The following is a 20,518-nucleotide window of genomic DNA, read 5'->3' as shown; positions in this document are numbered from 1 at the left end:
ACGCGCGCTACTCACGAGCCAACGCCTCGATCGGGTCCAGCCGCGCGGCGTTGCGCGCCGGCAGGTAGCCGAACAGCACGCCGATCAGCGAAGCGCAAAGAAACGCCGACACCACGGCCCCCATCGAAAAGATCATTTGCCATTGCTTGACGAAGAGCGAAAACAGAAAGCTGATGCCGTACGACAGCGTCACGCCGATCAGCCCGCCCACCAGGCACACCAGCACCGCCTCGGTCAGGAACTGCTGCAGCACGTCGCTCTGGCGCGCGCCCACGGCCATGCGGATGCCGATCTCGCGGGTGCGCTCGGTCACCGACACCAGCATGATGTTCATCACGCCGATGCCGCCCACCACCAAAGAGATCACCGCAATGAGCGACAGCAGCAGCGTGAGCGACTGGCTCGTGCGCTCCGCCGTCTTCACGATGCTGTCCATGTTGAAGGTGAAGAAATCCTTGCTGCCGTGGCGCATGGTGAGCAGCTTGACCACGCTGTCCTCCGCCGCCTTGGTCGGCTGGTCGTCGCGGATGCGCACGGTGATGCTGTCGAAGTGCTGCTGCCCGAAGATCCGGCTCGCGCCCGTGCTGTAGGGCAGCCAGATGTTGAGCGACTTGTTCTCGCCGAACATGTTCTTCTTCTCCTGCGACACGCCGATCACCGTGCACGGCAGGTTGCCCACCAGGATGATCTTGCCCAGCGGATCGGTGCCCTCGGGAAACAGCTTGCGCCGCGTGTTCTGGTCGATCACCGCCACCTGCGACTGGTGCCGCACGTCGCTGGCCGTGAAGGCCGCGCCGCTCGCCATCTGGATGTCGCGCACCCGGAAGAAGCTGTCGCTCACGCCGTTCACCATGCCGTTGATGTCCACGCTGCGGTAGCGCAGCCGCAGGCTTCGCGAGGTGGAAGGCGTCACGCTGTGCACATAGGGCTGCGCCGCCAGCGCGTCGAGGTCGGACGGCGTCAGCGTGCGGATGCTCGAGGCCTTGTCGTCGCCGAAATCGTGCCCCGGGTACACGTCGAGCGTGTTGGTGCCGATGGCCCTGATGTCCGACAGCACGAAGCGCTTGGCGCCCTCCCCGATGGCCACGATCGACACCACCGAAGTGATGCCGATGATGATGCCCAGCATGGTCAGCGCCGTGCGCATGCGGTGCGCCATCATCGAGCGCCAGGCCATGCGGAAGGCTTCGGCGAATCGCGCCCAGCCGGTGCTGAAGCGCGCGATGCCCAGCCTGGGCCGGGTCATCGCGCCAGCTGGTGCCGCGGAGGCATCGGCCTGCGCCGGCTGCGCGGGCGCCGCGGCGGTGGGCACGTTCGGCCGGTCGCGCACGATCACGCCGTCGGCGATCTCGATGATGCGTTCCGTGCAGCTCGCCACCTGCATGTCGTGCGTCACGATGATGACGGTGTGGCCCTGCGCATGCAGCTCGCGCAGGATGGCGATCACCTCCTGGCCGCTCTTGCTGTCGAGCGCGCCGGTCGGCTCGTCGGCCAGGATCACCTGCCCGCCGTTCATGAGCGCGCGCGCGATGCTCACGCGCTGCTGCTGCCCGCCCGAGAGCTGGCTCGGCCGGTGCTCGGTGCGGTCGCCCAGGCCCAGCCGCGCCAGCAGCTGGCGCGCGCGGGCGTCGCGCGCCTCGCCGTCGGTGCCGGCGTACACCGCGGGTACCTCGACGTTGCCGGCGGCCGTCAGGTGCTGCATCAGGTGGTAGCGCTGGAAGATGAAGCCGAAATGCTCGCGCCGCAGCTCGGCCAGCGCGTCGCTGTCGAGCGTGCCCACGTCCTTGCCCGACACCATGTAGGTGCCCGCGCTCGGCCGGTCGAGGCAGCCCAGGATGTTCATCAGCGTCGACTTGCCCGAGCCCGAGGCGCCGACGATGGCCAGCATTTCCCCGCTGCCGATGTCGAGGTTCACGTCCTTCAGCACCTGCACTTCCTGCTCGCCCGAGGGAAAGCTGCGCCCGATGCCGCGCAGGCTCAGCAGCGGCCGTTCGGCCTGCTGCGTCATTGAGACTTGCCCCGGGGGCCGCCGTCGGGCTTGTCTGCCACGGCCGACGCGTCGCCGGTGATGACGTTGTCGCCCTCGTTCAGGCCTTCGAGCACCTGCGCCTGGAAGTTGTTGCTGATGCCCACGCGCACCATGCGCTTTTCAACGCTCTGGTCGGGCTTCAGCACGCGCACTTCCTGGCGGCCGTCCTTGTCGCGCGCGCCGAGCGCCGTCAGCGGCACCACCAGCGCCTGCTTGGCCTCGCCCAGCATGATCGCGACCTGCGCCGTCATGTCGACGCGCAGCGTGCGGTCGGGGTTGGGCACGTCGAACAGCGCGTTGAAGAACACCGCGTTGTTGATCTTCTCGGGCGACGGCTGCACCGCGCGCAGCGTGCCGTAGTAGCGCTTGTCGGGGTCGCCGAGGATGGTGAAGTACACCGGCTGGCCCGCCTTGACGCGCACCACGTCGGCTTCGGACACCTGGGCCTTCACGGTCATGGTCGACAGGTCGGCCAGCTTCATCAGCGTGGGCACCTGGAACGAGGCCACCACGGTCTGGCCTTCGAGCGTGCTGATGGACACCACGTCGCCGTCGATGGGCGCGACGATGCGCGTGTACGAAAGGTTGGTCTGCGCCGAGGCCAGCGCCAGCCGCTGCTGGCGGATCTGCGCGTCGAGCGATACGCCGTCGGCACGCAGCGCGCGCAGCTCGGCGTCGGCGCTTTCCATGTCCTGCCTGGCGGCGGCGTCCTGGGCGAGCATTTCCTGCTGGCGCGCCCAGCTGAGCTGGGCCTGCCTGATGCGCACTTCCTTCGCGAGCTTCTGCGCCTGCAGGTTGTCGAGCTTGGCCTGCTCCTGCGCCAGCGTGTTCTGCGAGATGACGGGGTCGATCTCGGCGAGCCAGTCGCCCTTCTTCACGGTCTGCCCCAGCACCACCTTCAGCGACTTGAGCTGGCCGCTGACCTGCGCCCCCACTTCCACCTGCTTCAGCGCCTGCAGCACGCCGGTGGCGAGCACCGCGTTCTCGAGGTCGGTGCGCTGCACCGCGGCGGTGAGGTACTCGGGCTTCTTGGAGGGGCTGAGCCAGAACAGAGACAGCAGGCCAAGGACCGCAAGGGCCACGATGCCGTAGACGAGCTTGCGCGAGCGCCGCTTGGGATTTTTTTGCATGCAACGAGGATGAAGTGAAACGCTCCCCCGGCCCGCGCGGGCCCGGATGGCCGCGTGATGGACGCACGGGGAGGCTGCTGCTGCATCCTAGCTGCGGTTTCTGAAGGCCCCCTAAAACCGGGGCCGCATCGGGGCATTGCGCCCGATGCGATGGATCTCAGCGTGCGCGGCGCGAACGCACCAGCAGCACGATCAGCAGCAGCGAAAGAACCGTGAAGGCAATGAACGACCAGTTCGCCAGCGTCAGGCCGAACAGCGTCCAGTCGATCTTGGAGCAGTCGCCGCCGCCGCGGAAGATCATCGGCAGCGCGCGCTTCAGCGGGAAGGTCTCGATCATTCCGTAGAGGTCGCGCCCGCAGGACACGACTTCGGGCGGATACCACTGCAGCCAGCTTTGCGAGGCCGCCGTGTAGGCGCCGCCGATTGCAGCCACCAGCGCAAGCAGCCCACCCGTGAAGCGCAGGCCGACGTTTCGGAACACCCCGGCCAGGCCGGTGAACAGCGCCACCAGCACCAGCGCATACCGCTGCACGATGCACATGGGACAAGGCTCCAGCCCCACCACGTGCTGCAGATAGAGCCCGAAGGCCAGCATGAGAACGCAGGCCAGGCAGATCAGCCCATACGCGCGGCGCGGCGCGCCGAAGTACCAATCGATCAAGGAGATACCCAATCTTCTTCTACGAACACCCTGGCCTTGCGCGGGTTGGCGACGACGGTGTCGCCTTCCTTCAAGCCCAGGTCACGGAACTGTTGCGCAGGGAGTTGCGCCTCGATGATGGTTCCGGAGCCCGGATTATCAGGATTCGATTCGGTGGGCTCAAGTTCCAGCCGCGCGATGGGGCCGACGACGATGGCGCGCGCCAGCGTGGCGACGATGCCGGAGGCGCCGGGCACGTAGCGCGTCACGTCGATGTCATGCGGGCGCACGTAGGCACGGGCCTTGGCATCGCGCGCGCCGCTGTGCTCGGGCGAGTCCAGGCGCATGCCGTCGATCTGCACCGCGCCGTTGTCGGCGCGGCCGTGGAACAGGTTCACGTCGCCCAGGAAGCCGTAGACGAAGGGGCTGGCCGGCTGGTCCCACACTTCCTGCGGCGAGCCGACCTGCTCGATCTGCCCCTTGTTGATGACCACCACGCGGTCGGCCACTTCGAGCGCTTCTTCCTGGTCGTGCGTGACGAAGATCGAGGTGACGTGCAGCTCGTCGTGCAGCCGGCGCAGCCAGCGGCGCAGTTCCTTGCGCACCTTGGCGTCGAGCGCGCCGAAGGGCTCGTCGAGCAGCAGCACCTTGGGCTCCACGGCCAGCGCGCGGGCCAGCGCAATGCGCTGGCGCTGGCCGCCCGAGAGCTGCGACGGATAGCGGTCGGCCAGCCAGTCGAGCTGCACCAGCTTGAGCAGGTCGGTCACCTTGGCCTTGATCTGCGCGTCGCTCGGGCGCTCCTTGCGCGGCTTCACGCGCAGGCCGAAGGCCACGTTCTCGAACACGGTCATGTGGCGGAACAGCGCGTAATGCTGGAACACGAAGCCCACCTGGCGCTCGCGCACGTGCACGTCGGTGGTGTCTTCGCCCGAGAAAAGGATGCTGCCGGTGTCGGCCGTCTCCAGCCCCGCGATGATGCGCAGCAGCGTGGTCTTGCCGCAGCCGGAGGGGCCGAGCAGCGCGACGAGTTCGCCCGATTCGACGTCGAGGTTCACGTCGCGCAGCGCGCGGAAGTCGCCGAACTGCTTGCTGATGTTGCGGATTTCGATGCTCATGATTTCTTCTCTCTCAGGCTCAGGCCGCCGTGGTTTCAGGGGGCCGTTCCGGCGGCAGCTCGGCAATGGCTTTCATCTCGCGCTCGTGGCGCCATTCGATGACCGACTTGATCACCAGCGTGACCAGCGCCAGGATGGCCAGCAGCGAGGCCACGGCGAACGCGGCCACCGACTGGTATTCGTTGTAGAGCACCTCCACGTGCAGCGGCATGGTGTTGGTCTGGCCGCGGATGTGGCCCGACACCACCGACACCGCGCCGAACTCGCCCATGGCGCGCGCGTTGCAGAGAATCACGCCGTACAGCAGGCCCCACTTGATGTTGGGCAGCGTCACGCGCCAGAAGGTCTGCCAGCCGGTCGCGCCCAGCACGATAGCGGCCTGCTCCTCGTCGGTGCCCTGCGCCTGCATCAGCGGAATGAGCTCGCGCGCGATGAACGGGAAGGTCACGAACACGGTGGCCAGCACGATGCCGGGCACGGCGAAGATGATCTTGATGTCGTGCTCGGCGAGCCACGGGCCGAGCCAGCCCTGGGCACCGAACACCAGCACGTAGATCAGGCCCGCCACCACCGGCGACACCGCGAACGGCAGGTCGATCAGCGTGGTGAGAAAGGCCTTGCCCCAAAACTCGAACTTGGCCACGGCCCAGGCGGCGGCCACGCCGAACACGAGGTTCATCGGCACCGCGATGGCGGCCGTGATCAGCGTGAGGCGGATCGCGCTCCAGGCGTCGGGCTCCTTCAGCGCATCGAGGTAGGCATTGACGCCCTTGCGCAGGGCCTCGGTCGCCACGGCGGCCAGCGGCAGCACGAGGAACAGGAACATGAAGCCGAGCGCGATGCCGATCAGCGTCCAGCGCACCCAGGCGGATTCGGTGGTGCCGGCCTGCGCGCGGCGGATGACTTTGGAAGGTGCGCTCATGTCAGGCTCCCGCCCTGCGACGCTGCCAGGCCTGCAGGCCATTGATGACCAGCAGCAGCACGAAGGAAATGACGAGCATCACCAGCGCGACCGCCGTGGCACCCGCGTAGTCGTACTGCTCCAGCTTGCCGATGATGATGAGCGGCGTGATCTCCGAGATCATCGGCATGTTGCCAGCGATGAAGATCACCGAGCCGTACTCGCCGATGGCGCGTGCGAAGGCCATTGCAAAGCCCGTGAGCAGCGCCGGCGCGATCGACGGGAAGATCACCTTGGTGAAGGTCTGCAGCCGCGTCGCGCCGAGCGAGGTGGCGGCTTCTTCGAGTTCTTTCTCGGCGTCTTCGAGCACCGGCTGCACCGTGCGCACCACGAAGGGCAGCCCGATGAAGATCAGCGCGATCACGATGCCCGCGGGCGTGAACGCCAGCTTGATGCCGTGCGGCTCCAGCAGTTGCCCGATCCAGCCGTTGCCCGCGAGCAGCGCGGTCAGCGAAATGCCGGCCACCGCCGTCGGCAATGCGAACGGCAGGTCGACCAGCGCATCGACGATGCGCTTGCCCGGGAACTTGTAGCGCACCAGCACCCAGGCCACCAGCAGGCCGAACACCGCATTCACGATGGCGGCGAACAGCGAGGCGCCGAAGGTCAGCCGGTACGACGCCATCACGCGCGGCGCGGTCACGGCCACCCAGAACTGGTCCCAGGTCAGCGTGAAGGTCTTGAAGACCAGCGCCGACAGCGGGATCAGCACGATCAGGCTCAGATAGAGAATCGAGAAGCCGAGCGTGATGTGGAAACCCGGCAGCACGCGCTTGGCGCCCCCTGCCCGGTTGGCACGCGAAAAAGGCGCTCCCGCGGACGGGAGCGCCGAAGGAACAGCGCCGCTCATTTACTTCGCGCCAGGGGTGTAGAGCTTGTCGAACTGGCCGCCGTCGTTGAAGTGCACCTTCTGCGCTTCGCCGAGGCTGCCGAACAGTTCCTGCACCGTGAACAGCTGCAGCGGCTTGAAGGTCGAGGCGTACTTCTTGAGCACGGTCTGCGAGCGCGGACGCAGCGCATGCTTGGCGGCGATTTCCTGTGCTTCTTCGGAGTAGAGCCAGTCGAGGTAGGCCTTGGCGAGTTCGCCGGTGCCCTTCTTGTTGACGGTGCGCTCGACCACGGCCACCGGGTTCTCGGCCACGATGCTGATCGACGGGTAGACCGAATCGACCTTGCCGGTGCCGAATTCACGGTCGATCGACACCACTTCCGATTCGAAGGTGATCAGCGCGTCGCCGATGTTGCGTTGCAGGAAGGCGGTGGTGGCGTCGCGGCCGCCGCGCGCCAGCACCGGCACGTTCTTGAACAGCTTGCCGACGAACTCGGCGGCCTGGGCGTCGGTACCGCCCTTCTTCTTGATGTAGCCCCAGGCCGCCAGGTAGGCGTAGCGGCCGTTGCCGCCGGTCTTGGGGTTGACGATCACCACCTGCACGCCCGGCTTGACCAGGTCGTCCCAGTCCTTGATGCCCTTGGGATTGCCGTTGCGCACCAGGAACAGCATGGTCGACGTGGTCGGCGATGCGTTCTCGGGGAATTTCTTGTTCCAGTCCTTGGCGACCACGCCGGCGTTGGCCAGGAAGTCGATGTCGGTCGAGGTGTTCATGGTCACCACGTCGGCATCGAGGCCGTCGGCCACCGCGCGGGCCTGCGCGCTGGAGCCGCCATGCGACTGGTCGATCTTGACGTCCTTGCCGGTCGCCTTCTTGTAGTGCGCCACGAAGGCCGCGTTGTAGTCCTTGTAGAACTCGCGGGCCACGTCGTACGAGGCGTTCAGCAGCGACGAGCCCTGTGCGAAGGCGCTGCTGCCGGCGAGTGCGGAGGACGCCAGCGCGAGCACGGCGACGAAGGTCTTTATTCTGGAAGTCATGTGGTTGCCAAAGTTTCTGAAAATTCACGGCCCGCCGACCAGGCGGCGGGCTCGTCGGTCAAGGACTGGAGCAAGGCGAGGCCCAGCGGCCAGTCCCCGTGTCCCGAGTCGATGTTGATGTGGCCCGCATTCTGCATGCGGACAAACTCGCTTCCCCAGGCGCGCGAATATGCACCAGCCAGGCGAATCGGGCAAAAAGGGTCATTGCTGCTGGCCACCACGATGCTGCGGTACGGCAGCGCCGCATACGGCACGGGGGCAAAGTCGGACAGCACCGCCCGGCGCTCGGGGTCGGCCGGAGCCACCAGCAGCGCACCCTGGATGCGGGCCGCGGCCTCTGGCGGCAGGTGCGCCGTGGCGATGCAGCCCAGGCTGTGCGCTGCGATCACCACAGGGCCGGGCTGCTCCAGCACCAGCTTGGTGAGCGCCGGCACCCAGGCGTCGCGCTTGGGCGAGGCCCAGTCGTCCTGCACCACCCGCGCCGCGCCCGGAATGCGCTCTTCCCACAGGCTCTGCCAGTGGCCGGGCCCGGAGTCGCGCCAACCGGGCACGATGACGACACGAGTCTGCATGACGACGCTGCCCTGTCCCGCTTACTTGTTGGGCTGCGGCGTGATGCGCAGGTAAGGCTTGACGGCCTTGAAGCCCTTGGGGAAGCGCTCCGCGAGTTCGGCCGGGTCCTGGATGCTCGGCACGATGACGACGTCGTCGCCGTCTTTCCAGTTCACGGGCGTGGCCACCTTGTGGCTGTCGGTAAGCTGCAGCGAGTCGATCACGCGCAGGATCTCGTCGAAATTGCGGCCGGTCGACGCCGGGTAGGTGATGGTCGTGCGGATGATCTTCTTCGGATCGATGATGTAGACGCTGCGCACCGTGGCCGTGGTCGAGGCGTTCGGGTGGATCAGGTCGTACAGATCGGCCACCTTGCGGTCGGCGTCCGCGATGATGGGGAAGTTGACCGTGGTGTTCTGCGTTTCGTTGATGTCGCCGATCCATTCCTTGTGCCTGGTGGCCGGGTCGACGCTCAGCGCGATGGGCTTGACGCCGCGCTTGGCGAACTCGCCCGACAGCGCCGCCGTCTTGCCCAGTTCGGTGGTGCACACCGGCGTGAAGTCGGCCGGGTGCGAGAAGAACACGACCCACGAATCGCCGGCCCACTGGTAGAAGTCGATGGGGCCTTCGCTGGAGTCCTGGGTGAAATTGGGGGCGGTGTCGCCGAGTCGCAGAGTTGCCATGATCGCTCCTGGATTGGATGGGAGCCTCGGATTGTGCGAACCATCGCTTCAATGACAAACGAATATCTGCTTGTTTGGATATGACGTTTTTCGCATAACGAGCGCTCAGAACATCCGCATGTCGACGCTCTGCAGGTGCTCCGTCAGGAAGTCGATCAGCCGCCGCACCGCCGGAACCAGCGCCCGCCGTGCCGGAAACACCATGTGCGCCACCACCGGCGACGGCCCCCAGTCCGGCAGCACTCGCACCAGCCGGCCGGCGTCCACGTCGGCCCGGCACATGTAGTCGGGCAGCATGGTCGCGCCCACGCCGCCCAGTGCGCCGAACTGCAGCGTTGCCAGGTCGTCCGCCACATAGCGCGGAACGTGGGAATGCACCCAGCTCTGGCCGTCGGGGCCTTCCAGACGCCAGTCGCTGCGCCCTTCCCCGTTGACCGACATGGCCGCGGTCGGCAGTTTCGCCAGGTCGGCCGGCGTGTTGACCGGGCCGTGGAGCGCCAGCAGCTCCGGGCTGGCGATCAGCACGCCGCGGCTGTAGCCGAAGGTCTTGGCCACCAGCACGGTGCTGTCCTCGATGACGGGGCGCACGCGCAGCGCGATGTCGATGCCCTCCTCGATCAGGTCGACCGGCCGGTTGATCACGCGCATGTCGATGCGCACCGCCGGATAGCGCGCCATGAAGACGGGCATCAGCTGCGCGAGCCCGCTGTGCGCGATGGTCACGGGGCAGCTCAGCCGCACCAGGCCGCTGGGCTCGGTCTGCACCTGCGCCACCGCCTCGGCGGCCGCCTGCGCCGCGTCGCGCATGGCGGAGGCGTGGCGCAGGTAGATCTCGCCGGCGGGCGTGAGCGACAGCCGCCGCGTGCTGCGCTGCATCAGCTGCACGCCCAGCCGCTCTTCCAGGTCGGCCACGCGGCGCGACAGGCGCGACTTGGGAATGCCCAGCGCCCGGCTGGCAGCGGCAAAGCCGCCCCGCTCGGCCACTTCGGCGAAGAAAACCATGTCGTTGAGGTCTTGCATGCCGCTCATTGTCCTGCAAACAGAACGAACTAGGCTAATTTTGGCTACTTATCGGCCACTGCATCCAAAAATAGAATTCTCACATCGCCGGCCAACTTGAGTGCCGACAGCCCCAAGAAAGTGATTGACTGATCATGAAGCTGCTCCACATCGACTCCAGCATCCTCGCCGCAAACTCCACCTCGCGCCTGCTCTCGGCCGAGACCGTGGCCGCATGGCGCGCCGCCCACCCCGACACCACCGTCGAATACCTCGACCTCGCCGTCGACGCCCCGGCTCACTTCAGCGCCGACTCGCTCGGCATCAAGATCGGCGTGCAGGCCCAGCCGACCGAAGCGCAAAAGCGTGAAAACGAGCTGTCCGAAAAGCTCGTGAGCCAGTTCCTGGCCGCGGACGTGGTCGTCATCGGCACGCCCTTCTACAACTTCTCGATCCCGACGCAACTCAAGGCCTGGATCGACCGCCTGGGGCAAGTCGGCCGCACCTTCAAGTACACCGAGAAGGGCCCCGTCGGCCTGGCCGGCGGCAAGACCGTCATCGTGGCCTCTTCGCGCGGCGGCGTCTATTCGACCAGCGAAGGCGGCCAGGCCATGGAACACCAGGAAAGCTACCTGAAGGCGGTCTTCGGCTTCTTCGGCATCACCGACGTGCGCATCGTGCGTGCCGAAGGCGTGGCCATGGGCGACGAAGCCAGGGCCAGCGCGCTGGCCTCGGCCCGCGCCGACATCCTGGTGGCGACCGGCGAGGCCGCCAACCAGAAGGACGTGGCGCAAGTCGCCTGACCCTGCCCCGCCATGAAAAAAAGCCGCCTTCACGGGCGGCTTTTTCGTTGGCGCGCGACGCGCTCAGGCCGAGTGGGTCTTGACCCAGGCCACGTACTTGTCCATCCAGCCCTGCAGGAACTTCTTCGAGCCTTCGTTGCCGATGTGGCCCTTGTCGTCGAACAGGTCGTCCTTGGCCTGCAGGAACACTTCGGGCGCGCCCATCGTCGGCACGTCGAGGTAGGCCAGGATGTTGCGCAGATGCTGCTGCGCCAGCGCGGTGCCGATGGCGCCGACCGACACACCCACCACGCCCGCCGGCTTGCCGGCCCATGCGCTCTGGCCGTAGGGGCGCGAGGCATGGTCGATGGCGTTCTTCAGCACGCCGGGAATCGAGCGGTTGTATTCAGGGGTGACGAACAGCAGGCCCTGGGCCGCGGCGATCTCGGTCTTCAGGCGCTTGACCGAGGGCGCCTGGTTGCCGTCGTCGTCCTGGTTGTAGGCCGGCAGGTCGTCGATGCGCAGATGCTCGAAGGTGAGCTCGGGCGGAGCGAGATGCGCCAGCGCGAGGGCCAGCTTCTGGTTGTACGAATCCTTGCGAAGGCTGCCGACGAGAACGGCGATGCGGATCTGGGCCATGGATGGAACTCCTGTGAAATGAGGGCGTCGTTTGACGAAGGCGATTATGCGAACCGCCCAAGACCTTTTCCAGAAAAGTTCTTGGCTTGGCGCGTACCCGCCTGAAGCAGCCCGGCGCAATCCCGGGCATCATCGCCATCGATCTTTTTGGTTCGACTGATTCAGGAGCGACACGCGATGAGATTTCTGGTGGTGGGTGCCGGCGCACTCGGTGGTTACTTCGGCGGCCGTCTGCTGGAAGCAGGACGCGACGTCACCTTCCTGCTGCGGCCGCGCCGCGCAGCGCAGCTCGCGAAGACCGGGCTGGTGGTGCAGAGCCAATTCGGCAACCTGCAGCTTCCCGCGCCCAGGCACGTGCTGGCGGACGGCATCGACGGGCCCTACGACGTGGTCATCGCCGGCAGCAAGGCCTACGACCTCGAATCAACGATGGATTCGTTCGCTCCGGCGGTGGGGCCGAACACCGTGATTCTTCCGTTGCTCAACGGCATGAAGCACATCGACAGCCTCGTCGCGCGCTTCGGCGAAGACAAGGTGCTGGGCGGCCTGTGCATGATCTCCGCCACGCTGGACGACGAAGGCCGCGTGCTGCACCTCAACGACACGCACGGCCTGAGCTACGGCGAGCGCGCCGGTGGCCGTTCGGCGCGCATCGACGCCATCGCGGCGCAGTTCGCGGGCGCCAGGTTCGACGGCAACGCCAGCGAGACCATCTTGCAGGACATGTGGGAGAAATGGGTCTTCATCGCTTCGGCGGCGGGCCTCACCAGCCTGATGCGCGCGTCCATCGGCGACATCATGGCGGCGGGCGGGGAAGACGTGGCGCTGTCGATCTTCGGCGAATGCTGCGCCATCGCCGAACACAACGGCTTCGCGCCGCGCCCGGCGGCAGTGCAGCGCGGCCGGGCCATCATGACCGCCGCCGGCTCGCCGATGACGGCATCGATGTACAAGGACATCGTGCGCGGCGCGCAAGTGGAAGCCGACCACATCGTCGGCGACCTGCTGGGCCGCGCGGCGCCGGGCCATGCGGCGGCGCCTTCGGTGCTGCGCACGGCTTACGTCCATCTCAAGGCCTACGAAGCCCAGCGCGCCCGTGCGGGGGGCTGAGCGCCTTACATCCGATGCGGGCCCAAGTGGCGCAAACCGCCAAAAACCAATCGCAAGTATCTATTCATTAATTAATTCACTCAGACGAATTTCCAAGCGAAGGATAGAATAATTTATCTATTCACATTGGTATTCAATGCCCCCTACCCCCGCGACCCTTGCCGAGACTGCGCTTGCATTCATCCGATCGCAGGGCGCCGCCTCCAGCGCCGACATTCAGGCGCGGCTTCGCGTAAGCCAGCCGACAGTCTCGAGAACGCTGGCACCTCTTTTGCGCGACGCCAGCATCCTGAAGGTGGGTGCCGCGCGCTCGCAGATGTATGTCGCACCCCGGCATGTCGAGCGCGTCGGCGCGGAAGTCCCGGTCATCAAGGTCGACGCGAATGGCGATGCCGCACCGTTCGGCCGCATCGTGCCGTTGCAAGGTGGCCGCTGCTGGATGGATGAGGAAGAAGGGCCGAGCGCGCTGCATGACGGGCTGCCATGGTTCCTGGCCGACATGCGGCCCCAGGGATTCATAGGCCGCGCCTTTGCACACGGCCACCCGGAACTCGGCCTGCCCGCCAACCCAGACCACTGGCGCGATGACGACGTGCTTCAAGCGCTGGCGCTCTGCGGCGAGGATCTGCCGGGCAACCTGGTCGTCGGCGGGAAGTCGTTCCGACGATTCCAGTCGATTGCCGCGCGGCCAGCGCCACAGGTGTCCCCCACCGACTACCCCGCCATGGCGGACAGCGCCATGCAAGGCACATTGCCGGGCTCATCGGCCGGCGGCGAACAGCCCAAGTTCTGCACCGTGCGCGACGGGCGGCAAGTGATCGTCAAGTTCTCCCCATCCGGCGCTTCGCCGGCGGACAGGCGTTCGCGCGACCTGCTCGTGTGCGAGCACCTGGCGCTGCGCACGCTACAAGAGGCCGGCGTGGCGGCGGCCACCACTCGCCTGTTCATCGAGGCGGGCCGCGTCTTCCTGGAAGTCGAGCGCTTCGACCGGACCGCTCGGGGCCGGATCGCAATGGTTTCGCTGATGGCATACGACGCGCAGCACATCGGAAAGATCGACAACTGGGCCGCCACTGCGAATCGCATGGTTTCGCGCGGGCTGTTGCGCGCAGACGATGCCCAAACGCTGCGCTTCCTTGAGGCCTTTGGCCGGCTCATCGGCAACACCGATCGACACTACGGCAACATCTCGCTGCTCATAGAGAACGGCGCTTGGCGGCTGGCGCCCGCATACGACGTGTTGCCGACGCTCTATGCACCCACCAGCGGCGAACTGCCGCCGCGCGACCTGGCGGCCGGCGACCTGGCACCGACCGTCGAGACGCTGGGGGAATGGCAGGCGGCACGCCAGCTTGCCAGCGTGTTCTGGCGGACGGTCGACGCGGACGAGCGAATCACGGCGCCATTCCGCGCCATCGCCCGGAAAAACGCGCAGGCTATTCCGACTTGAGAATGGTCTCGCCCTTCAACATCCCCATGTCGCGGGTGTTGAAGCGGTGGCGCTTCCAGCCCGCCCAGGTGCGCCGGAAGTTGGCAATCGAGATGCCGTAGTACAGCACCTTGAACATGCGCAGCGCGTTCCACATCGGCGTGCCGTTGTAGATGTCGCCGGCCAGCAGCGACATCAACGCCTCCTTCACCCGGAACGGGTTGCCGGGGTGCATGAACATGTCTCGGATGGTCGGGTTGGTCACGCGGTAGATGAACCACGAATACTCGCTCGGGCCCTTGCGCATCATGGCCTCGAAGCCCCGGCGCGCCGCCGCCAGTTGGGCCGGCTGGTCGAGCGCGGTCGCCACCAGCTTGGCGCCGTCGAAGGCGCTGTGCATGGCCAGGTACACGCCAGACGAGAACATCGGGTCGATGAAGGTGAAGGCGTCTCCCAGCATCAGGTAGCGGTCGCCGGTGGCGTGCGTGCTGGAGTAGGAGAAATTGCCCGTGGCATGCACCGCGTCGTCGACCAGCGTGGCGTGCTGAAGCCGCTCCTGCAGCGCCGGGCACAGCGCGATGGTGTCGTAGAAGAAGTCCTTCAGCGGCTTGTCGCGTGTCTTCAGGTAGTACGGCCAGCAGACCGCGCCCACGCTGGTGGTGCCGTCGGCCAGCGGAATGAACCAGAACCAGCCGTGCGGAAACCAGCAGATGCTGATGTTGCCTTCCTTCTTGCCCTCGAGCCGCTCGGCGTTGGCGAAGTGCCCGAACACGGCCGTGCTGTTGTGGTCGGGGTTCTTCTCCTTGCAGCGGAATTTGTTGGCCAGCAGGGTGTCGCGCCCGGTGGCGTCGACCACGAAGCGGGCGCGCCAGCTGCGCTTCGCGCCGTCGTCCATCTCGGCCTTGACGGTGGCGCCGTCGGCATCGAAGGCCACGTCGCGCACCTTGCAGCCCTCGATCGTCTGCGCACCGCGCGTCGCCGCGTTGCGGAACAGCAGCTCATCGAGTTCGGAGCGGCGCACCTGCCAGGCGGAGTCGAGCGACTTGTCCCAGCCCTCGGCAAATTCGACATAGCTGCGGTGCTCGTGCTCGGGCGAGACGAACTCGATGCCGAACTTGGGCATGCCGATCTTGTCGACCTGGTCGCGCACGCCGAGCTTCTCGAACAGCTCGACATTCCCGGGCAACAGCGATTCGCCGATGTGGAAGCGCGGGTGATGCGCCTTCTCGAGCAGCACCACCTTGCGGCCCTGCTGGGCCAGCAACGCGGCAATGGTCGATCCGGCGGGGCCACCGCCGACGACCATCACGTCGCAGGATTCGTCGGCCGCCGAAGACGCGGGCAAAGGAGCTTGAGGCAGGGACATGCGGTGGCAAGCATCACGAGTGTTAACAATCTCCAAGCATAGCGCGCCATTCGTAAACCGGGCAAAGATCGCAAAGTCTGCTAAGCAGCCTGCGACACGGCGCAGCACACTGCGGCGATGCATCTCCTTCGCCATCTGCGCTCCTTCGGCCTCGCGGCCGCCTGTCTCTCGGCCGCGCTCGCGCAGGCCGCCGGCTTCAGCACCCTCGAGATACCCGCCGACCGCGAGGGCCCGGCAATGCGCGGCGCCGTGTGGACACCCTGCGCCGCGCCGGCCGGCGACATCCAGCTCGGCCGGACCACGATCCGCGGCGTGCGGGATTGCCCGCTCGTGCCCGGCGCCCAGCTCCCGCTGATCGTGCTGTCGCACGGGTATGGGGGCTCTTTCCTCGGCCACCACGACACCGCCCAGGCGCTGGCCGACGCGGGCTTCGTGGTCGCCGCCATCAGCCATTCGGAAGACAACTTCCAGATTCGCGGCAGCCCGGACGACAGGATCTCGGCCCTGGCGACGAGAACGACCGACATCAAGCGGCTGATCGACCACATGCTCAGGCAATGGCCCTCGCATGACCGGATCGCGTCCGACCGGATCGGCTTCTACGGCTTTTCCAGGGGCGGCTACACGGGCCTCGTGCTCGCCGGCGCACGTCCCGATTTCGAGCGCCTCCCGCCCCTGCCCTCATCGCCCTGCGCCAAAGACCTGCAAAGCCCGGCATGCGCGCTGATGCGCCGGAGATTCCAGGAACTGCTCGCGTCGCCGCTGGCCCACGACGCCCGCATCAAGGCCGCTGTGATCGCCGACCCGCTCAGCATGGTCTTCGACGCCGATGACCTGAAGGACGTGAAGATCCCGATCCTGCTCTGGGCCTCGGCCTACGGCGGCGACGGCGTCACGCCCGACAGCGTGGCGGCGGTCCGCCGCAACCTGCCCGTGGCGCCCGAATGGCGCGTGGCCGAGAAAGCCGAGCACTTCGGCTTCCTTGCGCCGTGCCCGCCAGCGCAGATCGAAGCGAAGTCCGAGATCTGCCGCGATGCGCCCGGCTTCGATCGCACGGCTTTTCATGCGGCCTTCAACGCCGAGGTGACGGCTTTCTTCACCCGCCACCTCGCGCCGACGCCCTGACGAACCTACCCTGCCCGCCGCTGCCCCGCCAGCCGCCGCACCACAGCCACCAGCCGATCGATCTCGTCGAAGGTGTTGTAGAACGCCAGCGACGGCCGCACCGTGGTCTCGACGCCGAAGCGCCGCAGGATCGGCTGCGCGCAGTGGTGGCCGGTGCGCACCGCGATTCCTTCGTCGTTCAGCGCATGGCCCACTTCCTCGGTGGCGTACCCGTCGAGCACGAAGGACATCACGCTGGCCTTGTCGGCCGCCGTGCCGATCAGCCGCACGCCAGGGATCGCGCCGAGCTGCGCCATGCCGTACACCAGCAGGTCATGCTCATAGCGCGCGATGTTCTCGATGCCGACCTTGTTGACGTAGTCGATCGCCGCGCCCAGGCCCACCGCGTCGGCGATGTTGCCGGTGCCGGCCTCGAACTTGTTCGGGATCGGCTGGAACACGGTTTTCTCGAAGGTCACGTCGGCAATCATGTTGCCGCCGCCCTGCCACGGAGGCATGTCTTCGAGCACTTCACGCTTGCCCCAGACCACGCCGATGCCGGTCGGACCGAACACCTTGTGGCCGGAGAAGACGAAGAAATCGGCGCCGATGTCCTGCACGTCCACGCGCATGTGCGATACCGACTGCGCGCCGTCGACCAGCGCCCTGGCACCCGCGCGGTGCGCCAATTCAACGATCTCCTTCACAGGCACCACCGTGCCCAGCGCATTCGACACCTGCGTGACGGCCACGATCTTCGTGCGGTCGTTGAGCAGCTTGCGGTATTCGTCGAGCAGCACCTGGCCCGAATCGTCCACCGGAATCACGCGCAGCTTCGCGCCCTTGGCCGCGGCTAGCTGCTGCCAAGGCACTATGTTGGCGTGATGTTCGAGGTTGGAGACGATGATCTCGTCGCCCTCGCCCACGTGCTGCCCGCCCCAGCTCTTGGCCACGAGGTTGATGGCCTCGGTGGTGCCGCGCACGAAGATCACCTCTTCAACTTCCGGCGCGTTGATGAACTTGCGAACGCGTTCGCGCGCACCTTCATAGGCGTCGGTTGCGCGCGCGGCCAGTTCATGGGCGGCACGATGGATGTTCGAGTTCTCGTGCTCGTAGAAATACGCGATGCGGTCGATGACAGACTGCGGCTTGTGCGTGGTGGCCGCGTTGTCGAACCACACGAGCTGCTTGCCGTTCACCCGCTCCTTGAGGATCGGAAAGTCTCGCCGCACGGCATGGACGTCGAACGGCGGATGCTGGCCGCTGCCCGCCAGTGGCACGGCGTCAGGGCCGCGCGGATCGGGCTTGGCCGGCGTGACGAAGCCGTTGGGCAGGCGCACCGCATCGACGAAATAGAACTGTGCGTCGCGACCGGCGGGCGCCATCGACGGGCTCGGCGGCGAAACCGGCGCAGCCGGTTGCGGCATTTCAAGGCCAGCGAACGGATCGTGAATTGCAATGCCCTGCGTGGCGCCAGCGGAAGGATGCCCGAAGCTGTTGCCCACGAAGTAGAACGGCGACGCTGCCGGCTGCGGTGCCGAAGGCGCATTCACCTGCTGCGGCACGCCCAGCACCGAGCCGCCCGAGCGCGGCTCGAAAGCCGGCGCCACCGACAGCACGCTGTCCGGCACGCCGTTGCCCGCCACCGCATGCGGCAGCAAGGCAGGCGCGCGATTGGCAAGCGACGGCAACTGCGTGGGCGATGCCGGCACCAGGTTGGCGCCCGGAATATGCCCCTGCGGAATCGGGGTGCCCGGCACGCTCGGCCCGAAGCCCGCGGGGCTCACCAGCGGCGAGCCCGGCGGCGCGACGTTGGCGGGAAACTGCGCGCCCGGCACCTCGGAGAACATGGCGCTGGCCATGCGCGCGAGGATGGCCGGGTCGAACGGCGCCTCGCCCGGAATCGATGGAGTGCTGCTCACAGCGGCTTACTTGTAGGTGTCGGGATAGTCGTGGTACTTGCCGATCTCGACGTCGTCGAGCACCGCCAGCGCGTCGGTGGTCAACACCGCGAGCGAGCAGTACAGAGAGATCAGGTAAGACGCGATCGCATGGTTGTTGATGCCCATGAAGCGCACCGACAGCCCCGGACCCTGCTCGCCAGACAGCCCCGGCTGGAAGAGGCCCACCACGCCCTGGCGCTTGTCGCCCACGCGCAGCAGCAGGATCTTGCTCTTGCCGTCGGCCACCGGCACCTTGTTCGACGGAATCAGCGGAATGCCGCGCCAGGTGATGAACTGCGAACCGAACAGGCTCACCGTCGGCGGCGGCGTACCGCGGCGCGTGGCTTCGCGCCCGAAGGCGGCAATGGCCAGCGGGTGCGTGAGGAAGAAGGCGGGCTCCTTCCACACTTTGGTCAGCAGTTCGTCGAGGTCGTCGGGCGTGGGTGCGCCGGTCAGCGGGAAGATGCGCTGCTCTTCCGTCACCTGGGCCAGCAGGCCGTAGTCGGGGTTGTTGATGAGCTCGCTCTCCTGGTTCTCCTTGATCGTCTCGATCGTCAGGCGCAGCTGCTCCTTGATCTGGTCGTGCGGACTGCTGTAGAGGTCGGAGATGCGGGTGTGCACGTCGAGCACGGTGCTCACGGCATTGAGGTAGTGCTCGCGCGGGTTCTCTTCGTAGTCCACGAAGGTGCGCGGCAGCTGGTTTTCTTCTTCGCGCGAGGTGCAGGTGACCTTGATCGACTCGGGGTTCTTGACCTTGTTGACGCGGTAGATGCCCGCCTCCACCGGCACCCATTGCAGCAGGTGCGTCAGCCAGCGCGGGCTGATGGTCTCGAGCTGAGGTACCGTCTTGGTGGCATTGGCTAGCTGTCTTGCGGCGTTGTCGCCAAGGGCGGTCGTACCACCAACTGTTGCGCTCATGGATCAGGGCTCCGTGGGTTGAGGAAAAAGTGGACGCCAGTGTCCGGCGCCCACGGGTTTTCCCTCAACAGGCTATAGCCGCCAAGTTGATCCTTCGCGCAAGGCGCGACTGCTCCAGCTGCTCGCAGCGCATGAGCAGGCCGACCATGTTGATGCCCAGCGCGGTGGCCAGCTTCTGCGCGGTGACGATCGACGGAATGACGCGCCCGCGTTCGATCTCGCCCACGTAGGAGCGGTTCAGATCGGAACGCTCCGCGAGTTCCTCCTGCGACCAGCCCTTGCCCTCGCGCAACTGGCGAATGGTGACGCCGAAGTCTTCGACGAATGCTTTCATGCTGCACCACCTGCCTTGGGCGCGTTCTGCAGGCTGGCCTGCGTGACGCTCGCGCCCGCCGGCACGTCGTCGGTGATCCACACATTGCCGCCGATGACGGCGCCCTTGCCGAGCGTGACGCGCCCGAGGATGGTTGCGCCCGCGTAGATGACCACGTCGTCTTCCACCACCGGATGCCTTGGAAGACCCTTCTGCAGGTTGCCTTCGGCGTCCGTCGGAAAGCGCTTGGCACCGAGCGTGACCGCCTGGTAGAGCCGCACCCGCTTGCCGATGACCGCCGTCTCGCCGATCACCACGCCCGTGCCGTGGTCGATGAAGAAACCCGCGTCGATTTGCGCACCGGGATGGATGTCGATGCCGGTCTGCCCGTGCGCGAGTTCGGCCACGATGCGCGCCAGCAGCGGCAGCCCGAGCTTGTAGAGCTCGTGCGCGAGGCGATGGTGAATCATCGCCAGCACGCCCGGATAGCACAGCAGCACCTCGTCGACGCTACGCGCCGCTGGGTCGCCCTGGTAGGCGGCGAGCACGTCGCTGTCGAGCAGGCGGCGCAGGCCCGGCAAGGCGGTGGCAAAGCGGCGTATGGCGTCGGTGGCCGAGTCGTCGATATCGCTGGCGGGACGCGGCTCGTGGCGCGCGTTGAAGTTCAGCTCCAGCCGCGCCTGCACCAGCAGCGCCTGCAGGGCGGCGTCGAGCGTGTGGCCGACGTAGAAATCCTCGCTCTCATGGCGCAGGTCCGGCGGGCCGAGCCGCATCGGAAAGAGCGCGCCCTTCAGCGACTCGACGATCTGCGCCAGTGCGTCGCGCGACGGAAACTCGCGTGCGCCTGGCTCGCGCGAGCGGCGCTGCGAATCGCGCCATTCGTCGCGCACGCCGTGCAACGCGCGAACGATGTCGCTCACTTCGAAATGGGCCATGTG

General features: G+C 66.8%; 20 protein-coding genes. 4 read left to right on the top strand and 16 right to left on the bottom strand.

Going from position 1 to position 20,518, the window contains the following annotated elements:
• Positions 1-7: 7 nt before the first annotated feature.
• The 10 genes from macB to C4F17_RS04300 form a co-directional block, all read right to left on the bottom strand.
• Entirely contained in the window at positions 8-2,008 is a 2,001-nt protein-coding gene (gene macB / locus C4F17_RS04345) for a macrolide ABC transporter ATP-binding protein/permease MacB (RefSeq protein WP_106934396.1), read from the bottom strand.
• The gene (gene macA, locus C4F17_RS04340; RefSeq protein ID WP_106934395.1) at positions 2,005-3,159 is read right to left on the bottom strand and encodes a macrolide transporter subunit MacA; all 1,155 of its coding nucleotides are present in this window, start codon (positions 3,157-3,159) and stop codon (positions 2,005-2,007) included. Before macA ends, macB begins: the two co-directional genes overlap by 4 nt.
• A 157-nt stretch (positions 3,160-3,316) precedes the next feature.
• Entirely contained in the window at positions 3,317-3,820 is a 504-nt protein-coding gene (locus tag C4F17_RS04335) for a disulfide bond formation protein B (protein ID WP_106934394.1), read from the bottom strand.
• Complete coding sequence (locus C4F17_RS04330) at positions 3,817-4,914, bottom strand: sulfate/molybdate ABC transporter ATP-binding protein (protein WP_106934393.1); 1,098 nt, start codon at positions 4,912-4,914, stop codon at positions 3,817-3,819. The genes C4F17_RS04335 and C4F17_RS04330 overlap by 4 nt, the downstream gene beginning before the upstream one ends.
• Before the next feature lie 19 nt (positions 4,915-4,933).
• Positions 4,934-5,836 (bottom strand): sulfate ABC transporter permease subunit CysW, encoded by a 903-nt coding sequence (gene cysW / locus C4F17_RS04325; protein ID WP_106934392.1) that lies wholly within the window; start codon positions 5,834-5,836, stop codon positions 4,934-4,936.
• Between the two features lies 1 nt (position 5,837).
• Complete coding sequence (gene cysT / locus C4F17_RS04320) at positions 5,838-6,725, bottom strand: sulfate ABC transporter permease subunit CysT (protein ID WP_106934391.1); 888 nt, start codon at positions 6,723-6,725, stop codon at positions 5,838-5,840.
• Positions 6,726-7,742, bottom strand: coding sequence for a sulfate ABC transporter substrate-binding protein (locus C4F17_RS04315; protein WP_106934390.1), 1,017 nt, complete (start codon positions 7,740-7,742; stop codon positions 6,726-6,728).
• Entirely contained in the window at positions 7,739-8,314 is a 576-nt protein-coding gene (locus tag C4F17_RS04310) for an RBBP9/YdeN family alpha/beta hydrolase (RefSeq protein ID WP_106934389.1), read from the bottom strand. The genes C4F17_RS04315 and C4F17_RS04310 overlap by 4 nt, the downstream gene beginning before the upstream one ends.
• A 21-nt stretch (positions 8,315-8,335) precedes the next feature.
• The gene (locus C4F17_RS04305) at positions 8,336-8,977 is read right to left on the bottom strand and encodes a peroxiredoxin (protein WP_081269397.1); all 642 of its coding nucleotides are present in this window, start codon (positions 8,975-8,977) and stop codon (positions 8,336-8,338) included.
• Positions 8,978-9,082: 105 nt separating this feature from the next.
• Positions 9,083-9,997 (bottom strand): LysR family transcriptional regulator, encoded by a 915-nt coding sequence (locus C4F17_RS04300; RefSeq protein ID WP_081269545.1) that lies wholly within the window; start codon positions 9,995-9,997, stop codon positions 9,083-9,085.
• Positions 9,998-10,131: 134 nt separating this feature from the next.
• Here C4F17_RS04300 and C4F17_RS04295 point away from each other — a divergent pair, with 134 nt between their 5' ends.
• Positions 10,132-10,779, top strand: a complete 648-nt coding sequence (locus C4F17_RS04295; protein WP_106934388.1) for an FMN-dependent NADH-azoreductase — start codon at positions 10,132-10,134, stop codon at positions 10,777-10,779.
• 63 nt (positions 10,780-10,842) lie between these two features.
• Here C4F17_RS04295 and C4F17_RS04290 read toward each other — a convergent pair whose 3' ends face one another.
• Positions 10,843-11,397, bottom strand: a complete 555-nt coding sequence (locus C4F17_RS04290) for an NADPH-dependent FMN reductase (RefSeq protein ID WP_106934387.1) — start codon at positions 11,395-11,397, stop codon at positions 10,843-10,845.
• 177 nt (positions 11,398-11,574) lie between these two features.
• Between C4F17_RS04290 and panE the strand changes: the two genes are divergently transcribed.
• Positions 11,575-12,507: a 2-dehydropantoate 2-reductase gene (gene panE / locus C4F17_RS04285; RefSeq protein WP_106934386.1), complete on the top strand. Its 933-nt coding sequence runs from the start codon at positions 11,575-11,577 to the stop codon at positions 12,505-12,507.
• Positions 12,508-12,643: 136 nt separating this feature from the next.
• Positions 12,644-13,957, top strand: a complete 1,314-nt coding sequence (gene yjjJ, locus C4F17_RS04280; protein ID WP_106934385.1) for a type II toxin-antitoxin system HipA family toxin YjjJ — start codon at positions 12,644-12,646, stop codon at positions 13,955-13,957.
• Here the strand turns inward: yjjJ and C4F17_RS04275 are convergent.
• Entirely contained in the window at positions 13,944-15,302 is a 1,359-nt protein-coding gene (locus C4F17_RS04275) for an NAD(P)/FAD-dependent oxidoreductase (RefSeq protein WP_106934384.1), read from the bottom strand. The two genes, yjjJ and C4F17_RS04275, sit on opposite strands and share 14 nt — an antisense overlap.
• A 117-nt stretch (positions 15,303-15,419) precedes the next feature.
• Between C4F17_RS04275 and C4F17_RS04270 the strand changes: the two genes are divergently transcribed.
• Positions 15,420-16,427 (top strand): alpha/beta hydrolase family protein, encoded by a 1,008-nt coding sequence (locus C4F17_RS04270; RefSeq protein ID WP_106934383.1) that lies wholly within the window; start codon positions 15,420-15,422, stop codon positions 16,425-16,427.
• A gap of 5 nt (positions 16,428-16,432) precedes the next feature.
• Here C4F17_RS04270 and C4F17_RS04265 read toward each other — a convergent pair whose 3' ends face one another.
• From C4F17_RS04265 to epsC, 4 genes are all read right to left on the bottom strand, one after another.
• On the bottom strand, positions 16,433-18,268 hold the full coding sequence (locus C4F17_RS04265; RefSeq protein WP_106937434.1) for a family 2A encapsulin nanocompartment cargo protein cysteine desulfurase: 1,836 nt from the start codon (positions 18,266-18,268) through the stop codon (positions 16,433-16,435).
• Between the two features lie 66 nt (positions 18,269-18,334).
• The gene (locus C4F17_RS04260) at positions 18,335-19,267 is read right to left on the bottom strand and encodes a family 2A encapsulin nanocompartment shell protein (RefSeq protein ID WP_106934382.1); all 933 of its coding nucleotides are present in this window, start codon (positions 19,265-19,267) and stop codon (positions 18,335-18,337) included.
• Between the two features lie 64 nt (positions 19,268-19,331).
• The gene (locus tag C4F17_RS04255) at positions 19,332-19,601 is read right to left on the bottom strand and encodes a helix-turn-helix domain-containing protein (RefSeq protein WP_081269389.1); all 270 of its coding nucleotides are present in this window, start codon (positions 19,599-19,601) and stop codon (positions 19,332-19,334) included.
• Entirely contained in the window at positions 19,598-20,515 is a 918-nt protein-coding gene (gene epsC / locus C4F17_RS04250; protein ID WP_106934381.1) for a serine O-acetyltransferase EpsC, read from the bottom strand. Before epsC ends, C4F17_RS04255 begins: the two co-directional genes overlap by 4 nt.
• Positions 20,516-20,518 lie beyond the last annotated feature (3 nt).

This window comes from Variovorax sp. PMC12 (assembly GCF_003019815.1).
In the GTDB taxonomy this organism is placed as follows: domain Bacteria; phylum Pseudomonadota; class Gammaproteobacteria; order Burkholderiales; family Burkholderiaceae_C; genus Variovorax.
The sequence above is the reverse complement of the archived record's forward strand: the minus strand, read 5'-3'. Positions and strand labels throughout refer to the sequence as shown.